The sequence below is a fragment of the Micromonospora sp. NBC_00898 genome (genome assembly GCF_045207895.1).
Lineage (GTDB): Bacteria > Actinomycetota > Actinomycetes > Mycobacteriales > Micromonosporaceae > Micromonospora.
This window is the reverse complement of the sequence record NZ_CP108775.1, coordinates 4,146,017-4,162,540: the sequence shown is the minus strand read 5'-3', so window position 1 is coordinate 4,162,540 and position 16,524 is coordinate 4,146,017. Positions and strand designations below refer to the sequence as shown.

Genomic DNA, 16,524 nt, shown 5'->3' with positions numbered 1-16,524 from the left:
GATGCCCAAGGAAATTATGCCCGGAATGGTCACAGACCGGTAACTTGCCCCCGGCTGAGGTCATATGCACCCCACCATCGTCAGTAAGGCCCGATCCGGAGGCCGGTGGGATCGAGCACAGCGAGGAGGCGGCATGACCGAGCTGTGGAACTGGAGAATCGACGGGGCGGCACCCGTGGAGGTGTACCCCGCGCTGGCCGAGGCGCTCGGCCGGGTGGTGATGCCCCTCGCCGTCGCCGACCCGGCCCGGCTGCCCGCGTACGCGGTGGTCTGCGACGTGTGGGAGGCGCCGGGCGAGTTCGGCACGATGGTCGACTGCTACGGGGTGCCGGAGCGGCTGCCCGAGCTGCCCAGCATCGCGGCGCTGGCCCGGCTGCTGGACCGCAACTGCCTGATGCGTGACGACACCCTGGACGCCGGCCGGCACCTGCTGGTCGCCCCGGACGGCACCATCCGCCCGGTGCACTTCACCGTCACCGAGACCGACGACGGCGAGGTGCTCAGCGGTCAGCGGCTCTGCACCGTGGCCGACCCGGGCTGCCGGGGCTGGTCGCAGTGCCACCGCTCCCGGTGGGCCCCCGACTCGATCGCCCCGGCGTTAGCCGCGGCCTGAGCCCGGGCCGGGCCGGCGGGCCTGAGCCCGGGCCCGGCCGGCGAGGGCCGCGAACGCGGTCCGGCCGCGTCAGGCGCGGGCGCTCGGCTGCTGGCCGCGCACCACCAGCTGGTCGAGCAGGGTCGCCGTGGCGGCGGCCACCGCGTCCACCGCGGCGTCGAAGGCGGCCGCGTTGTGGGCGGCGGGCGTCCGGAAGCCCGAGATCTTCCGGACGTACTGCAGCGCCGCCGCACGGACGTCCTCCTCGGTGACCACCGGGACGTACGGCTCACGCAGGGTCTTGATGCTCCGGCACACGGCTCCTCCTCGTTCGGTCCGACCAACTCGGCCCGGATACGCTGTGCACGTCATGACTACCGCAGCGGCGAGCAGCCCGCGCACCTACCAGGTGCGCACGTACGGCTGCCAGATGAACGTGCACGACTCCGAGCGCATCTCCGGCCTGCTCGAACAGGCCGGCTACGTGCGCGCCGCCGAGGCCGACGACAACCCGGACGTGGTGGTGTTCAACACCTGCGCCGTCCGGGAGAACGCCGACAACCGGCTCTACGGCAACCTGGGTCATCTGCGCCCCGTGAAGGACAAGCACCCCGGGATGCAGATCGCCGTCGGCGGCTGCCTGGCCCAGAAGGACCGCGGCGAGATCGTCCGCAAGGCCCCCTGGGTGGACGTGGTGTTCGGCACGCACAACATCGGCTCGCTGCCGGTGCTGCTGGAGCGGGCCCGGCACAACGCCGCCGCCGAGGTGGAGATCCTCGAATCCCTCGACGTCTTCCCCTCCACGCTGCCGACCCGGCGCGAGTCGACGTACGCCGGCTGGGTGTCGATCTCGGTGGGCTGCAACAACACCTGCACGTTCTGCATCGTGCCCGCCCTGCGCGGCAAGGAGAAGGACCGCCGCCCCGGCGACATCCTCTCCGAGGTGCGCGCCCTGGTCGACGAGGGCGTGCTGGAGGTGACCCTGCTCGGGCAGAACGTCAACTCCTACGGTGTCGAGTTCGGCGATCGGTACGCCTTCGGCAAGCTGCTGCGCGCGTGCGGCGACATCGACGGGCTGGAGCGGGTCCGGTTCACCAGCCCGCATCCGAAGGACTTTACCGACGACGTGATCGCCGCGATGGCCGAGACCCCCAACGTCTGCCACTCGCTGCACATGCCGTTGCAGTCCGGCTCGGACGACGTGTTGAAGGCGATGCGCCGGTCGTACCGGTCGGAGCGCTACCTGGGGATCATCGAGAAGGTGCGGGCGGCGATGCCGGACGCGGCGATCACCACCGACATCATCGTCGGCTTCCCCGGCGAGACCGACGCCGACTTCGAGCGCACCCTCGACGTGGTCCGCGCGGCCCGCTTCTCCTCGGCCTTCACGTTCCAGTACTCCAAGCGCCCCGGCACCCCCGCCGCCGCCATGGACGGCCAGCTCCCCAAGCAGGTGGTGCAGGAACGCTACGAGCGGCTGATCGCCTGCGTGGAGGAGATCACCTGGGCGGAGAACAAGCGCCTGGTGGGGGAGACCGTCGAGGTGCTGGTCGCCGTCGGCGAGGGGCGCAAGGACGAGCGCACCGGGCGGATGTCCGGCCGGGCCCGCGACGGCCGCCTCGTGCACTTCGACGCCGGCTCCCTGGCGGGGCAGATCCGCCCCGGCGACATCGTGCACACCACCGTCACGTACGCCGCCCCGCACCACCTCAACGCCGACGGCGAGCCGCTGTCGCACCGGCGTACCCGGGCCGGCGACGCCGCCGAGGCGGGGCGCTCCCCGCGTACCCCCGGGGTGTTGCTCGGGCTGCCCGTGATCGGCGCCCCGGCCGCGGCACCCGCGCCGGCCACCGGCTGCGCCGCGCACTGACCGACCGCCGACGGCCGGGACCCCGCGTGGCGGTCCCGGCCGTCGTGCCGTCCGGGCCTGAACGTGCGGGAGCCCCCGGTCCCGAAGCGGGACCAGGGGCTCCCGGAACGGCTCAGGTCAGCCGGCCTGCTCGGCCAGCTGGAGGAACTGCCGCTTGGAGGCCAGCGCCTGCTCGGCCTCCTTGATCCGGCGGGCGTCACCGGCGGCCTGGGCCCGGGACAGCCGCTCCTCGGCCTCGGCGACCTGTGCCCGCATCTGCGCGAGCAGCGGGTTGTCCTCCTTGGTGGTGCGCCGCCACGCCGAGTCCATGACCTCGCGGACCTTGTCGTCGACGGCGCGCAGCCGGCGCTCCAGCCCGGCGGCGGCCTCGCGCGGCACCCGGCCGGCCTCGTGCCAGTGCGCCTGGATCTCCCGCAGCTTCGCCTGCGCGCCCTTCGGGTCGGCGTCCACGTCCAGGGCCTCGGCCTCGGCGAGCAGGGCCTGCTTGCGCTCCAGGTTGACGCGCTGCTCGTTGTCCCGCGCCGAGAAGACCTCGCTGCGCCGGGTGAAGAACTCGTCCTGCGCGGCCCGGAACCGTTCCCAGAGCTTCTGCTCGGCCTCCTTGGACGCCCGCGGCGCGGCCTTCCACTGGGTCATCAGGTCCTTGAGCTGGTTGGCGGTGACCGCCCAGTCGGTGGACTCCTTCAGCTTCTCGGCCTCGGCGACCAACTCCTCCTTGACCGTCTGCGCCTGCTTGCGCTGCTGGTCGAGGGAGGCGAAGTGGGCGCCCCGCCGGCGGGTGAAGCCGTCCCGGGCGGCGGCGAACCGCTTCCACAGCTCACCGTCGGTCTTCTTGTCGACGCCGCGGATGGTCTTCCACTCGTCGAGGATCTCCTTGAGCCGGTCCCCGGCGGTCTTCCAGCCGGTCGACTCGGCGGCCAGCTTCTCGGCCTCCTCCACCAGGGCGGTCTTGCGCGCGAGGGCCTCGACCCGGGCGGCGTCCCGGGCGGCCTTCGCCTCGCCGGCCTTCGCCTCGGCCACCTCGGCGAGCTTGTCCAGCCGGGCGGCGAGCGCGTCGATGTCACCGACGACGTGCGCCTCGGCCAGCCCGGCGCGGATCCGCCGGATCGTGCTCAGCGACCCGCCCGCGTCGGCCGCGCCGGAGTTGAGCCGGGCCTCGGTCAGGTCCACCTCGGTCACCAGGTCGGCGAACCGCCGGGCGAAGTGGGCCAGCCCTTCCTCCGGGGCCCCCGCCTGCCAGGATCCGACCACCCGCTCGCCCTCGGCGGTCTTGACGTACACGGTGCCGTCCGCGTCCACCCGTCCGAAGGCAGTCCAGTCGCTCATGTGCCCATCCTCGTTCTCCCGGCGTCGACGGGACAGCCCCCGCGATCGCCGCCACGGCGCAGCAAAGTTACTCCGGGCATTGTCACAGGTCCGACCCCGTCCGCGTCGAGCGCCTGTCGTCGACCGTGACCATACGGTGTCCTACCGCTCTTATGACCGGATCGGCGCGGGGACGCACCGGGGGATCCCGCTACGGTGAGGGCGTGCCTCTGGTCGCCGCCGCCGTCTGCCCTCACCCGCCGCTGATCGTCCCCGAGCTGGCCGGCGCCGCCGCGCCCGAGCTGGCCGACCTCCGTGCCGCCGCCGACGCCGCGGTCGCCCGGCTCTACGCCGCCGGCGCGCGGACCGTCGTGGCGGTGGGCGCCGGGGGCCGCACCGCCGACCTGCACTACCCGTACCGGGGCAGTTTCGCGCCGTGGGGGCTGCCGTTGGAGGTGCGGCTCGGCCAGCTGCCCGACGGCGGTGCCAACACCGACGGCCTGCCGTTGGGCCTGCTCGTCGGGGCCTGGCTGCTGCGCCGGGTGCCACCGCCGGGGCCGATGACGTGGCGGATGGCGACCGTGGCGCACGACGAGCCGGTCGAGCGGTGTGCCACCGTCGGCGCCCGGATGGGCTCGGATCAGCCGTGGGCGCTGCTGGTGATGGGGGACGGGTCGGCGTGCCGGGGCACGAAGGCGCCCGGCTACGACGATCCGCGCGCCGGGGCGTACGACGAGGGGGTGGCCCGGGCCCTGGCCGACGCGGACCCCGACGCCCTGCTCGGCCTGGACCCGGGGTTGTCGGCGGAGCTGAAGGTCGCCGGGCGGGCGCCCTGGCAGGTGCTGGCCGGCGCGGTCCGCGAGGCAGGCGGCGACTGGCGCGGTGAGCTCAGCTACCACCGGGCCCCCTACGGCGTTTCCTACTTCGTGGCGAACTGGGCGCCGGCGTGAGCGGCACGGTCGTGGCCGTGGTCGGGCCGACCGCGGCCGGCAAGTCGGCGCTGAGCATCGCCCTGGCGCACGCCCTCGACGGCGAGGTGGTCAACGCCGACTCGATGCAGCTCTACCGGGGCATGGACATCGGCACCGCGAAGCTGACCCCGGCCGAGCGGGAGGGCGTGCCGCACCACCTGCTGGACATCTGGGCGGTGACCGAGCCGGCCAGCGTCGCGGAGTACCAGCGGCTGGCCCGCGCGGCGGTCGACGACATCCTGACCCGGGGCAAGGTGCCGCTGCTGGTCGGCGGCTCGGGCCTGTACGTGCGGGCGGTGCTGGAACAGTTCGAGTTCCCCGGCACCGACCCGGCGGTGCGGGCCCGGCTGGAGGCGGAGCTGGCGGCGGTCGGCCCGGCCCCGCTGTACGCCCGGCTGGCCGAGGCGGATCCGGCCGCGGCGGCCGGCATCCTGCCCGGCAACGGCCGGCGGATCGTCCGCGCCCTCGAGGTGATCGAGCTGACCGGCGCGCCGTTCACCGCGTCGCTGCCCGAGCCGACGCCGTACTACCCCGCGGTGCAGCTCGGCGTCGACCTGGACACCGCCCTGCTCGACGAGCGGATCGCGCTGCGGGTGGACCGGATGTGGGCCGACGGCCTCGTCGCCGAGACCCGGACGTTGATCGGCCACGGCCTGCCCGAGGGGCGGACGGCCAGCCGGGCGCTCGGCTACCAGCAGGTGCTGCGGTTCCTCGCCGGGGAGCTGACCGAGGTCGAGGCGCACGACGAGACGATCCGGGCGACCCGCCGGTTCGTCCGGCGGCAGCGGTCCTGGTTCCGGCGCGACCCGCGCATCCACTGGCTGGATTCGGCGTCACCGGCGTTTGTCGAGACTGCGCTGCGGGTGGTCGCCGACCATCGGGGATGATGGGGGCGTGGAGTTCACCAAGGGCCACGGCACCGGCAACGACTTCGTGATCCTGCCCGACCCGGACGGCGCGCTCGACCTGACCCCGGGGCTGGTCGCCGCGCTGTGCGACCGGCGGCGGGGCCTCGGCGCGGACGGGGTGCTGCGGGTGGTCCGGGCCGCCAAGCACCCGGAGGGCGCCGCCCTGGCGGGCGACGCCGACTGGTTCATGGACTACTGGAACTCCGACGGCTCGTTCGCCGAGATGTGCGGCAACGGGGCCCGGGTCTTCGTCCGGTACCTGCTGGAGACCGGCCTGGCCACCCCGTCCGGTGCGGCGCTGCCGGTGGCCACCCGGGCCGGCGTCGTGCGCGCGCGGGTCGAGGGCGAGGCCATCGCCGTGGAGATGCGCCGCCCCCTGCTGTACGCCACCGCCACCGCCACCCTGGGTGGGCTGACCCTGCCCGGTGCCGCGGTGGACGTCGGCAACCCGCACCTGGTCTGTGCCCTGCCGGCGGGGCTGGAGCTGGCGGGTCTCGACCTGACCCGCGCGCCGGACGTCGAACCGGCGGTCTTCCCGGCCGGGGTGAACGTCGAGTTCACCGTGCCGGGGGAGCCGGTGGAGGGCACCGACGGGCACGTGCGGATGCGGGTCCACGAGCGGGGCTCGGCGGAGACGCTCTCCTGCGGCACCGGCGCCTGCGCGGTGGCCGCGGTGGCCCTGCGGGACACGGGCCTGGACACCGGCACGGTCACGGTGGACGTCCTCGGCGGCCGCCTCACGGTGACGGTCACCGAGGACTCCTGCTGGCTGTCAGGCCCCGCCGTCCTGGTCGCCACCGGTGAGGTCACCCCGAGCGTCCTGCTCGGCTGAGCCCGCCCGCTCGGTCCGCCCGCTACCCCGACGGCCCTCGGCCCTCGGCCCTCGACCCGCGCGACCGTGTCCGGGACCTGTCCTGCCGCGTCCTTCGCTCTGCTTCAGTCGGCGCAACACCCGCTGTCCGGATAGCGGACGTCGGGCGAAGCCCTCCGGCGCGCCGCCGTCCCGGCTCCGTGCCGACCGCTCGCCGGCGCGAAGAGGTGTTGCCGTCGTTGAAGCAGAGCAAAGGAGGCGTACGCACCACTCGCGGTCGGTCGTGCCCGCCGGCCGAACGGTCGCCTGGGCCCGCCGGGGCCCCTGTTCGGGTGCGTTTCCGGTCGCCACGGCGACCAGAAGCGCTCCCGGAGAAGGGTCAGGGGGTGGCGCTGGCCTCGGCGGCGATCTCGGGAAGGTCGGCCGGGCCCGGGTCGGCGGCCGGCGGCGGGGTGGCGGCCGGGTTCTGGGCGGCGGTGCGGACCGCGGCGGCGACCGCCGGAGCGACCCGGGAGTCGAAGACGCTCGGCACGATCACCGTCGGGTTGATCTTGTCCTCGCCGACCACGTCCGCGATGGCCCGGGCCGCCGCGATCGCCATCTCCTCGGTGAACTCCTCGGCGTGCGCGTCCAGCATGCCGCGGAAGACGCCCGGGAAGGCGAGCACGTTGTTGATCTGGTTCGGCTGGTCGGAGCGGCCGGTGGCGACCACGGCGGCGTGCTTGCGCGCCTCCCGCGGGTCGACCTCCGGGTCCGGGTTGGCCAGCGCGAAGACGATCGCGTCCTTGGCCATCGTGGCGATGTCGTCGCCGGTTAGCAGGTTCGGCGCGCTGACCCCGATGAAGACGTCCGCGCCCCGGATCGCCCCCGGCAGGTCGCCGGAGTAGCTCTCCTTGTTGGTGTTCTCCGCCAGCCACTGCCAGGCCGGGTTGAGGTCCGGCAGGCCGCGGTGCAGGGCGCCCTGCCGGTCGTACGCGATGATGTCGCCCACGCCCTGGCGCAGCAGCAGCTTGATGATCGCGGTGCCGGCCGCGCCGGCCCCGGAGACCACCACCCGGACGTCCGCGAGCTGCTTGCCCACGACGCGCAGCGCGTTGGTCAGCGCGGCCAGCACGCAGATCGCGGTGCCGTGCTGGTCGTCGTGGAAGACCGGGATGTCCAGCGCCTCGCGCAGCCGGGCCTCGATCTCGAAGCAGCGCGGCGCTGCGATGTCCTCCAGGTTGATCCCGCCGTACGCGGGTGCGATCGCCTTGACGATCGCCACGATCTCGTCGGTGTCCTGGGTGTCCAGCACCACCGGCCAGGCGTCCACCCCGCCGAAGCGCTTGAACAGCGCCGCCTTGCCCTCCATCACCGGCAGCGACGCGGCCGGCCCGAGGTTGCCCAGGCCGAGCACCGCCGAGCCGTCGCTGACCACGGCCACCGTGTTGCGCTTGATGGTGAGCCGGCGGGCGTCGGCCGGGTTCTCGGCGATCGCCATGCAGACCCGGGCCACCCCGGGGGTGTACGCGCGGGACAGGTCGTCGCGGGTGCGCAGCGCGACCTTGGAGTTGACCTCGATCTTGCCGCCGAGGTGCAGCAGGAACGTCCGGTCGGAGACCTTGCGGACGTCCACGCCGTCGAGCGCGGTCAGGGCGTCGACCACCTGGTCGGCGTGGCTGGCGTCGGCGGTGTCGCAGGTGAGGTCGACGATCACGCTGGTCGGGTCGGAGTCGACCACGTCCAGCGCGGTGACGATCGCGCCGGCCTCGCCCACCGCGGTGGTCAGCCGGCCGATCGAAGAGGCGTCCGCGGTCACCGCGATCCGGATCGTGATCGAGAATCCCGCACTCGGAAGTCGGGTGATGGCCACGGAAAATCCCTCCGTCAACGCTGAGCGGCTCGCCCCGCATTTCTACCCGCCCACCCAGGTCGCCCGGCATCCGCCCCCGCTGTTGGCGGTGTACGCCACGGGCATATAGCAGGTGCGTCACGCGTTGCCACATGTCAGGATGCTCGGTACGTATTCGAAACACCTCGGTAGTAGACATAACGGACAGGGGAGACTCAGTTTGCGAGACCAGGAGACCTACGTTCCCTACGAGGACGACGAGCTCGACGCCACCACCGGTGAGTTCGAGCTGTCGGAGCGGCAGGCGCTACGGCGGGTCCCCGGCCTCTCCACCGAGCTCACCGACGTCACCGAGGTCGAGTACCGCCAGCTGCGGCTGGAGCGGGTCGTCCTGGTGGGCGTCTGGACCGAGGGCACCCAGGACGACGCGGAGAACAGCCTCACCGAGCTGGCGGCGCTGGCCGAGACGGCCGGGTCGCAGGTGCTCGAGGGGCTGATCCAGCGGCGTAACCGCCCGGACCCGGCCACCTACGTCGGCCGGGGCAAGGTCGACGACCTCGGCGCGGTGGTGCTCTCGACCGGCGCCGACACGGTGATCTGCGACGGTGAACTCTCCCCGTCCCAGCTGCGCAACCTGGAGCAGCGCACCAAGGTCAAGGTGGTCGACCGGACCGCGCTGATCCTCGACATCTTCGCTCAGCACGCCAAGAGCAAGGAAGGTAAGGCGCAGGTCGAGCTGGCGCAGCTCCAATACCTGCTGCCGCGGCTGCGTGGTTGGGGTGAGACGCTCTCCCGGCAGACCGGTGGTTCCGGCCGCGGCGGCGGCGCCGGCGGCGGCGTGGGTGTGCGTGGACCCGGTGAGACCAAGCTGGAGACCGACCGGCGGCGGATCCGCCACCGCATCTCCCGGCTGCGGCGCGAGATCAAGGCCATGAAGACCGTACGCGAGACCAAGCGCGCCCGGCGGTCCCGTAACGCCGTCCCCGCGGTGGCCATCGCCGGCTACACCAACGCCGGCAAGTCCAGCCTGCTCAACCGGCTGACCGGTGCCGGTGTGCTGGTCGAGAACGCGCTCTTCGCCACCCTCGACCCGACCACCCGCAAGGCCACCACCTCCGACGGGCGGCTGTACACCCTCTCCGACACGGTCGGCTTCGTCCGGCACCTGCCCCACCAGATCGTCGAGGCGTTCCGCTCGACCCTGGAGGAGGTCGCCGAGTCGGACCTGGTGGTGCACGTCGTCGACGGCGCCCACCCGGACCCGGAGGAGCAGGTCAGGGCGGTCCGCGAGGTGCTCGCCGAGGTGGGCGCCGACCGGCTGCCCGAGCTGCTGGTGGTCAACAAGACCGACGCCGCGGACGAGGAGACGCTGCTGCGGCTCAAGCGGCTCTGGCCGGACGCCGTCTTCGTCTCCGCACACAGCGGGCGGGGCGTGGACGGGCTGCGCGAGGCGATCGAGGAGCGGCTGCCCCGCCCCGCGGTGGAGGTGCACGCGGTGCTGCCCTACGACCGGGGTGACCTGGTGGCCCGGGTGCACCGGCAGGGTGAGGTGCTGAGCACCGCCCACCTCCCGGAGGGCACGCTGCTGCACGTCCGGGTGGGCGAGGCGCTCGCCGCCGAGCTGGCGCCGTTCCGCGCCGGCGAGCGGCTCGTCGAGGAGGAGCGGGTCGGCGCCGGCCGGTGAGGCGTCCGGCGTCACCCGCCCGGGTAACCGGACGTGCGACACTGGACTCCATGCGGCACGTTGTCTCCTCGGTCACGGTTGCGCTCGGACTGCTCGGCGCGACCGTGGCGCCTGCCGGGGTCGCCCTGGCGGGTCCCGCCGCGGCCCCCGTGCAGGCCGCGGCTCCCGGCAAGAAGAAGTGCACCGTCGAGGACAAGCGCCTGCGGGAGCTGTCCGGCCTGGTCGCCACCAGCACCGGCTACGTCGTGATCAACGACGGCACCGACACCCCGAGCCGCAAGCGGGTCTTCTACCTCGACACCAAGTGCCAGATCTCGAAGGAGCCGGTCCAGTACTCGGGTGACGGGCCTCTCGACACCGAGGACCTGGCGCTCTCGCCGGACCGCAAGACCCTCTGGATCGCCGACACCGGGGACAACATCACCAGCAAGACCCGCCGGGAGCGGGTCGCGGTCTGGACCATGCCGGTCAGCGGTTCCAAGCAGCCGGTGCTGCACCGGCTCGCGTACCCGCAGAAGGCGCCGCACGACGCCGAGGCGCTGCTCATCGGTAACGACGGCAAGCCGCTGATCATCACCAAGGAGCTCTCCGGCAAGTCGGAGATCTTCACCCCGGCGGCCGCGCTGAAGGCGGCCGGTGACACCGAGCCGGTGCCGATGCGCAAGGTCGGCGAGGTGACCATCCCGAAGACCAGCACCGAGATCCGGATGGGCGCCCCGCTCAAGCTCCTGGTCACCGGCGCCGCTCGTTCGCCCGACGGCAGCAAGGTGGTGCTGCGCACCTACGGCGACGCCTTCGAGTACGACGTCACCGGCGGCGACATCGTCGCTGCCCTGACCGGCGGCACGCCCCGGGTGACCCCGCTGGCCGACCCGTTCGGCGAGGCGATCTCCTACACCCCGGACGGAAAGTCCTTCGTCACCGTCTCCGACGGCGGCCAGATGGACGACTCCGAGCCGATCGACATCCTCAGCTACGTCCCGTCGACCAAGGGCGTCGAGGCGCTGCCGGCCGCCGGGGGTGAGGTGGCGAAGCCGGCCGCCTCGAAGTCCTGGATCGAAGGGCTGACCCTCGACGAGATCACGTACCTGATCGCGGCGGTCGGCGTGCTCGGCGCTCTGCTGGTCGGCGCGGGGATCTTCGGCATCGTCCGGGCCCGGCGCCGCCCCGCGCCGCCCGTCGACGGACCGGACCGGGACGAACCGCCGGCGGCCGGCGGGTTCGACGACCGGCTCGCCGAGGGCGGTCCGTACGGCGGCGGGCCGGCCAACGGCTACGGCGGTGGACCGGCCGGCGGCGGATACGGCGGTGGGTACGGCGGCGGCCCGGTCAGCGGCGCGCCCGGGCGACCCGCCGGCGGCGGGGTGTACGGCGGGGGCCGCCCTCAGGGCGCCGGTCGTGCGCAGGGCGGGGTCTACGGCGGCGGCGGTGGCGGCGGTCGTCCACAGGGCGGCGGCGTCTACGGCGGCGCCCCGCAGGGCGGCGGGTACGGCGGCGGTCGTGCCGAGCCGCCCCGGCGTGAGCCGGACCACCGGGATCCGCGCGGGGGCCGCCGTGACGGCTACGACGACGGACGGGGCCAGTACGGGCAGGTGCCCGGCGGCCGCGAGTACCGGGGCGATCGGTACTGACCACCACGCCGGGTGACCGCCGAGTGGCGGTCACCCGGTCAGGGTGTCGGGTCAGATCCGGCGCAGCACCGCGACGACGCGGCCCATGATGGTGGCGTCGTCGCCGGGGATCGGGTCGAAGGCCGGGTTCTGCGGCATCAGCCAGACGTGCCCGTCGCGGCGCCGGTAGGTCTTCACGGTCGCCTCGCCGTCGAGCATGGCCGCGACGATGTCGCCGGCCTCGGCGTTCGGCTGCTGGCGGACCACCACCCAGTCGCCGTCGCAGATCGCCGCGTCGAGCATCGAGTCGCCCTTGACCTGGAGCATGAAGACCTCGCCCTCACCCACCAGCTCGCGGGGGAGCGGGAAGATGTCCTCCACCGCCTGCTCGGCGAGGATCGGGCCACCGGCGGCGATCCGGCCCAGCATCGGCACGTACGCCGGGGTGGGCCGCTGCGAGCGGCTCAGCTCGTCGTCGATCGCGTCGCTGGGGGCGCGGACGTCGACCGCCCGGGGCCGGTTGGGGTCGCGACGCAGGAAGCCCTTCTTCTCCAGCTCCTTGAGCTGGTAGGCGACGCTGGACGGGGAGACCAGGCCGACCGCCTCGCCGATCTCGCGCACGCTCGGCGGGTAGCCGTGCCGCTCCACCCAGCTGCGGATGAACTCCAGGATCCGGCGCTGCCGGGCGGTGAGGTCGACGGTGGCTGGGTCGGGGAAGCTGCTGACCACCGGGGTGACCGGGCGCACGGCGGGCTGGCCCGTCCGGCTGCGCGCGGCGCGGGGCCGTCGGGTCGCCGGCGGACCCGCCCCGTCGATCGGCTGCGGGTTCTTCTGCCGGTTGGCCCGGTCCTCGGTCACGTCCGTCCCTCCCTGGTCGACGCTGGGTGCCTTGGCGGCTCGTGGTGCGTGCGGATGGTGCTGCCCGACCGGCCGGAGGCGACACGCCGCGCCCGGTCGTTGTTGACCGTATAGGTGAGATCGGCCATTTTCAAACATCTGTACGACCTCTTGTCGGCGTGTCGGGCCGAATTCCTGGATTTCCGAACGCCTGTTCTGATAAATGGTACGTCGACCTCGAACGCGTGTTCGATGAAACGGTTGGCCGTGACCGTGGCGGGAGTCGCCCGTTGGGATTTCGGCGACGCTCGGGGGAGGTGGGGCGGGTGAGTGATTCTGATGACGCGCCGGACACGCCGGCCAGCTTGACCTCGCCTGGGCGACGACATACGGTCGACCCCTAGATGTAGTAGTGACACGGGCGTAAGTCGCCTACAGGTTGGGTTCGACTACCGACCGCACTCCCGTACCGTCGACCCGACGGCGGCCGTCCGACGATGGTCCGTCGCGGTGGAGCGTGCCCCGGGAGCGCGTCGGTGCGCGCCCGCGGCGCGATGAAGGAGGTCAGGCGATGCGGTGTCCGTACTGCCGGCACGCCGACTCCCGGGTCGTCGACTCGCGGGAGGCCGACGACGGTCAGCTCATCCGGCGGCGGCGGTCCTGCCCGGAGTGCGGCAAGCGGTTCACCACCGTCGAGGAGGCGGTGCTCGCGGTGGTCAAGCGCAGCGGGGTGACCGAGCCGTTCAGCCGTACGAAGATCATCGGCGGGGTGCGCAAGGCGTGCCAGGGCCGGCCGGTCGACGACGACTCGATCGCGCTGCTGGCGCAGAAGGTCGAGGAGACCGTCCGGGCCAAGGGGGCCGCCGAGATCCCGAGCCACGAGGTGGGGTTGGCCATCCTGGGGCCGCTGCGCGACCTGGACGAGGTGGCCTACCTGCGCTTCGCCAGCGTCTACCGGTCCTTCGACTCGCTCGCCGACTTCGAGCGCGAGATCGAGACCCTGCGGGCCGCGGCCCGCGTCCGCGCCGACGCCGGCGCGGTCGAAGCCGCCGGCCGTACCAGTTGAGTTTTTCGGATTTCTGACAGAGACAACGCGCGGTGGGTGACCGCGCAGACGAGGGGGCGGATGAGATGGCGGGGGACGGCGTGACAGCAAGCAAGTCGCGGACCCGGGCCGGCGCGCCGGCGGGGCTGAAGGTCGGGCGGGTGTGGACGACCGAGGGGGTCCACCCGTACGACGAGGTGGCGTGGGAGCGCCGCGACGTCGTGATGACGAACTGGCGGGACGGCTCGATCAACTTCGAGCAGCGCGGGGTGGAGTTCCCCGAGCCCTGGAGCGTCAACGCGGCCAACATCGTGACCACCAAGTACTTCCGGGGCGCGGTGGGGACCCCGGAGCGGGAGTGGTCGCTCAAGCAGCTGATCGACCGGGTGGTCACCACCTACCGCAAGGCCGGCGAGGAGCACGGCTACTTCGCCACCCCGGCCGACGCGGAGATCTTCGCGCACGAGCTGACCTGGATGCTGCTGCACCAGGTGTTCAGCTTCAACTCGCCGGTCTGGTTCAACGTGGGCACGCCGTCGCCGCAGCAGGTCAGCGCCTGCTTCATCCTGAGCGTCGACGACTCCATGGACTCCATCCTGGACTGGTACAAGGAGGAGGGGCTGATCTTCCAGGGCGGCTCCGGCTCCGGCGCCAACCTGTCCCGGATCCGGTCCTCGAAGGAGCTGCTCTCCTCCGGCGGCACCGCCTCCGGCCCGGTCAGCTTCATGCGCGGCGCGGACGCGAGCGCGGGCACCATCAAGTCCGGTGGCGCCACCCGGCGCGCGGCCAAGATGGTCATCCTCGACGTGGACCACCCGGACATCGAGGAGTTCGTGGTCACCAAGGCGCGCGAGGAGGACAAGATCCGCGCGCTGCGGGACGCCGGCTTCGACATGGACCTGGGCGGCGCCGACATCGTCAGCGTGCAGTACCAGAACGCCAACAACTCGGTCCGGGTCTCCGACGAGTTCATGACCGCGGTGGAGAACGGCGGCGGCTTCGACCTGCGCGGCCGGCTCGACGGGCAGACCATCGAGACCGTTGACGCCAAGAAGCTGTTCCGGACGATCTCCCAGGCCGCCTGGGAGTGCGCCGACCCCGGCCTGCAGTACGACGACACCATCAACGACTGGCACACCTGCCCGGAGACCGGGCGGATCACCGCGTCGAACCCGTGCTCGGAGTACCTGCACCTGGACAACTCCTCGTGCAACCTGGCCTCGCTCAACCTGATGAAGTTCCTCCGCGCCGACGGTGGCTTCGAGGTGGAGAAGTTCGTCAAGTCCGTCGAGTTCGTCATCACCGCGATGGACATCTCGATCTGCTTCGCCGACTTCCCGACCGAGAAGATCGGCGAGACCACCCGCGCCTACCGGCAGCTCGGCATCGGCTACGCCAACCTGGGCGCGCTGCTGATGGCGTCGGGCCTGCCGTACGACTCGGAGCAGGGCCGCTCGGTCGCCGCGGCGATCACCTCGCTGATGACCGGCACCGCGTACCGCCGTTCGGCCGAGCTGGCCGGCATCGTCGGCCCGTACGACGGCTACGCCCGCAACGCTGAGCCGCACAAGCGGGTCATGCGCAAGCACGCCGCCGCCAACGACGAGATCAAGCCGGCCGGCACCGTGGCCACCGCCATCCAGCGCGAGGCCACCAAGCAGTGGACGCAGGGCAACAAGGTCGGTGACAAGTTCGGCTGGCGCAACTCGCAGGCCAGCGTGCTCGCCCCGACCGGCACCATCGGCCTGATGATGGACTGCGACACCACCGGCGTCGAGCCGGACCTGGCGCTGGTCAAGTTCAAGAAGCTGGTCGGCGGCGGCTCGATGCAGATCGTCAACCAGACCGTCCCGCGCGCCCTGCGCAGCCTCGGCTACCCCGAGGAGCAGGTCGAGGCCATCGTCGAGCACATCGCCGACCACGGCCACGTGGTGGACGCCCCGGGCCTCAAGCCGGAGCACTACCCGGTCTTCGACTGCGCCATGGGCGAGCGGTCCATCGCGCCGATGGGCCACGTGCGGATGATGGCGGCGGTTCAGCCGTTCATCTCCGGGGCCATCTCCAAGACGGTCAACATGCCGGAGCAGGCGACCGTCGAGGACGTCGAGAAGATCTACTTCGAGGGCTGGAAGCTCGGCCTCAAGGCCCTCGCGATCTACCGCGACAACTGCAAGGTCGGCCAGCCGCTGTCGGTGGCGAAGCCGAACAAGGCCGCCGGGCCGGCGACCACCGAGACCGCCGTCGCGCCGGTGGTCGAGAAGGTCGTCGAGTACCGGCCGGTGCGCAAGCGGCTGCCGAAGAAGCGCCCGTCGCAGACGGTCTCCTTCTCGGTCGGCGGCGCCGAGGGCTACCTCACCGCCTCGTCCTACCCGGACGACGGCCTCGGCGAGGTCTTCCTCAAGATGTCGAAGCAGGGCTCGACCCTGGCCGGCGTGATGGACGCCTTCTCGGTGGCCATCTCCATCGGTCTCCAGTACGGCGTCCCGCTGGAGACGTACGTCAGCAAGTTCACCAACATGCGCTTCGAGCCGGCCGGCATGACCGACGACCCGGACGTGCGGATGGCGGCCTCGGTGATGGACTACATCTTCCGTCGCCTGGCCCTGGACTTCCTGCCGTACGAGCGCCGCGCGGAGCTGGGCATCTTCACCGCCAAGGAGCGGGCCGCCCAGCTGCGGGCCGAGGCGGAGGCGGAGAGCGGTGCGGACCTCACCGCGATGGCCGCCTCCGCCCCGGTCGAGGTGCCCGCCGAGCCGAAGACCGGCCCGGTCGCTCAGCCGGCGCAGGAGGTGGCGGAGGTCGCCGCCGCCAAGCCGGCGCCGTCGGTGGGTTCCAGCACCGAGCTGCTGGAGGCCGTGCTCGGTAAGGCCGCCGACGCGCCGCTCTGCTTCACCTGCGGTACGAAGATGCGGCCGGCCGGTAGCTGCTACGTCTGCGAGGGCTGCGGCTCCACCAGCGGCTGCAGCTGAGCCCACGGTGGGACGGGGTGCGTGAAGCGCGCCGGAACTGAGTAACGAGGGGGGTCGGACGTCGTCCGGCCCCCCTCGCGTGCTCCGCGGT

General features: G+C 72.6%; 13 protein-coding genes. 9 read left to right on the top strand and 4 right to left on the bottom strand.

Going from position 1 to position 16,524, the window contains the following annotated elements:
* Window positions 1-133: 133 nt before the first annotated feature.
* Entirely contained in the window at window positions 134-613 is a 480-nt protein-coding gene (locus OG799_RS20230) for a hypothetical protein (protein ID WP_406036731.1), read from the top strand.
* 69 nt (window positions 614-682) lie between these two features.
* Here the strand turns inward: OG799_RS20230 and OG799_RS20225 are convergent, their stop codons facing one another.
* On the bottom strand, window positions 683-910 hold the full coding sequence (locus tag OG799_RS20225) for a DUF2277 family protein (protein WP_406036730.1): 228 nt from the start codon (window positions 908-910) through the stop codon (window positions 683-685).
* A 52-nt stretch (window positions 911-962) separates the two neighbouring features.
* Between OG799_RS20225 and miaB the strand changes: the two genes are divergently transcribed.
* Entirely contained in the window at window positions 963-2,462 is a 1,500-nt protein-coding gene (miaB, locus tag OG799_RS20220) for a tRNA (N6-isopentenyl adenosine(37)-C2)-methylthiotransferase MiaB (protein WP_406036729.1), read from the top strand.
* A 117-nt stretch (window positions 2,463-2,579) separates the two neighbouring features.
* On the opposite strand, the gene OG799_RS20215 is transcribed toward miaB, so the two are convergent.
* On the bottom strand, window positions 2,580-3,788 hold the full coding sequence (locus OG799_RS20215) for a DUF349 domain-containing protein (protein ID WP_406036728.1): 1,209 nt from the start codon (window positions 3,786-3,788) through the stop codon (window positions 2,580-2,582).
* 152 nt (window positions 3,789-3,940) lie between these two features.
* Here OG799_RS20215 and OG799_RS20210 point away from each other — a divergent pair, with 152 nt between their 5' ends.
* From OG799_RS20210 to dapF, 3 genes are read left to right on the top strand one after another with little or no spacing between them, the layout of a single operon-like run.
* On the top strand, window positions 3,941-4,717 hold the full coding sequence (locus OG799_RS20210; RefSeq protein WP_406036727.1) for a class III extradiol dioxygenase subunit B-like domain-containing protein: 777 nt from the start codon (window positions 3,941-3,943) through the stop codon (window positions 4,715-4,717).
* On the top strand, window positions 4,702-5,625 hold the full coding sequence (gene miaA / locus OG799_RS20205) for a tRNA (adenosine(37)-N6)-dimethylallyltransferase MiaA (RefSeq protein WP_406046349.1): 924 nt from the start codon (window positions 4,702-4,704) through the stop codon (window positions 5,623-5,625). The genes OG799_RS20210 and miaA overlap by 16 nt, the downstream gene beginning before the upstream one ends.
* 7 nt (window positions 5,626-5,632) lie before the next feature.
* Complete coding sequence (gene dapF, locus OG799_RS20200) at window positions 5,633-6,478, top strand: diaminopimelate epimerase (protein WP_406036726.1); 846 nt, start codon at window positions 5,633-5,635, stop codon at window positions 6,476-6,478.
* 358 nt (window positions 6,479-6,836) lie between these two features.
* On the opposite strand, the gene OG799_RS20195 is transcribed toward dapF, so the two are convergent.
* Window positions 6,837-8,309 carry an NAD-dependent malic enzyme gene (locus OG799_RS20195; RefSeq protein WP_406036725.1) on the bottom strand — a complete coding sequence of 491 codons (1,473 nt, stop codon included), beginning with the start codon at window positions 8,307-8,309 and terminating at the stop codon, window positions 6,837-6,839.
* A gap of 139 nt (window positions 8,310-8,448) precedes the next feature.
* On the opposite strand from OG799_RS20195, the gene hflX reads away from it, so the two are divergent.
* Complete coding sequence (gene hflX, locus OG799_RS20190; protein ID WP_406036724.1) at window positions 8,449-9,972, top strand: GTPase HflX; 1,524 nt, start codon at window positions 8,449-8,451, stop codon at window positions 9,970-9,972.
* A gap of 50 nt (window positions 9,973-10,022) precedes the next feature.
* Window positions 10,023-11,603: a hypothetical protein gene (locus OG799_RS20185; RefSeq protein ID WP_406036723.1), complete on the top strand. Its 1,581-nt coding sequence runs from the start codon at window positions 10,023-10,025 to the stop codon at window positions 11,601-11,603.
* A 51-nt stretch (window positions 11,604-11,654) separates the two neighbouring features.
* On the opposite strand, the gene lexA is transcribed toward OG799_RS20185, so the two are convergent.
* The gene (lexA, locus tag OG799_RS20180; RefSeq protein ID WP_406036722.1) at window positions 11,655-12,440 is read right to left on the bottom strand and encodes a transcriptional repressor LexA; all 786 of its coding nucleotides are present in this window, start codon (window positions 12,438-12,440) and stop codon (window positions 11,655-11,657) included.
* A gap of 550 nt (window positions 12,441-12,990) precedes the next feature.
* On the opposite strand from lexA, the gene nrdR reads away from it, so the two are divergent.
* Window positions 12,991-13,485, top strand: a complete 495-nt coding sequence (gene nrdR, locus OG799_RS20175; RefSeq protein ID WP_406036721.1) for a transcriptional regulator NrdR — start codon at window positions 12,991-12,993, stop codon at window positions 13,483-13,485.
* A 65-nt stretch (window positions 13,486-13,550) separates the two neighbouring features.
* Entirely contained in the window at window positions 13,551-16,433 is a 2,883-nt protein-coding gene (locus tag OG799_RS20170; protein ID WP_406046348.1) for a vitamin B12-dependent ribonucleotide reductase, read from the top strand.
* Window positions 16,434-16,524 lie beyond the last annotated feature (91 nt).

Excerpts from the sequence above, each read along its gene's own strand:
- OG799_RS20185 (WP_406036723.1), top strand. The coding sequence starts at position 10,023 with ATGCGGCACGTTGTCTCCTCGGTCACGGTTGCGCTCGGACTGCTCGGC.
- OG799_RS20210 (WP_406036727.1), top strand. The coding sequence starts at position 3,941 with ATGACCGGATCGGCGCGGGGACGCACCGGGGGATCCCGCTACGGTGAG.
- miaB (WP_406036729.1), top strand. The coding sequence starts at position 963 with ATGACTACCGCAGCGGCGAGCAGCCCGCGCACCTACCAGGTGCGCACG.
- OG799_RS20215 (WP_406036728.1), bottom strand. The coding sequence starts at position 3,788 with ATGAGCGACTGGACTGCCTTCGGACGGGTGGACGCGGACGGCACCGTG.
- nrdR (WP_406036721.1), top strand. The coding sequence starts at position 12,991 with ATGCGGTGTCCGTACTGCCGGCACGCCGACTCCCGGGTCGTCGACTCG.
- OG799_RS20170 (WP_406046348.1), top strand. The coding sequence starts at position 13,551 with ATGGCGGGGGACGGCGTGACAGCAAGCAAGTCGCGGACCCGGGCCGGC.
- hflX (WP_406036724.1), top strand. The coding sequence starts at position 8,449 with ATGCTCGGTACGTATTCGAAACACCTCGGTAGTAGACATAACGGACAG.
- OG799_RS20230 (WP_406036731.1), top strand. The coding sequence starts at position 134 with ATGACCGAGCTGTGGAACTGGAGAATCGACGGGGCGGCACCCGTGGAG.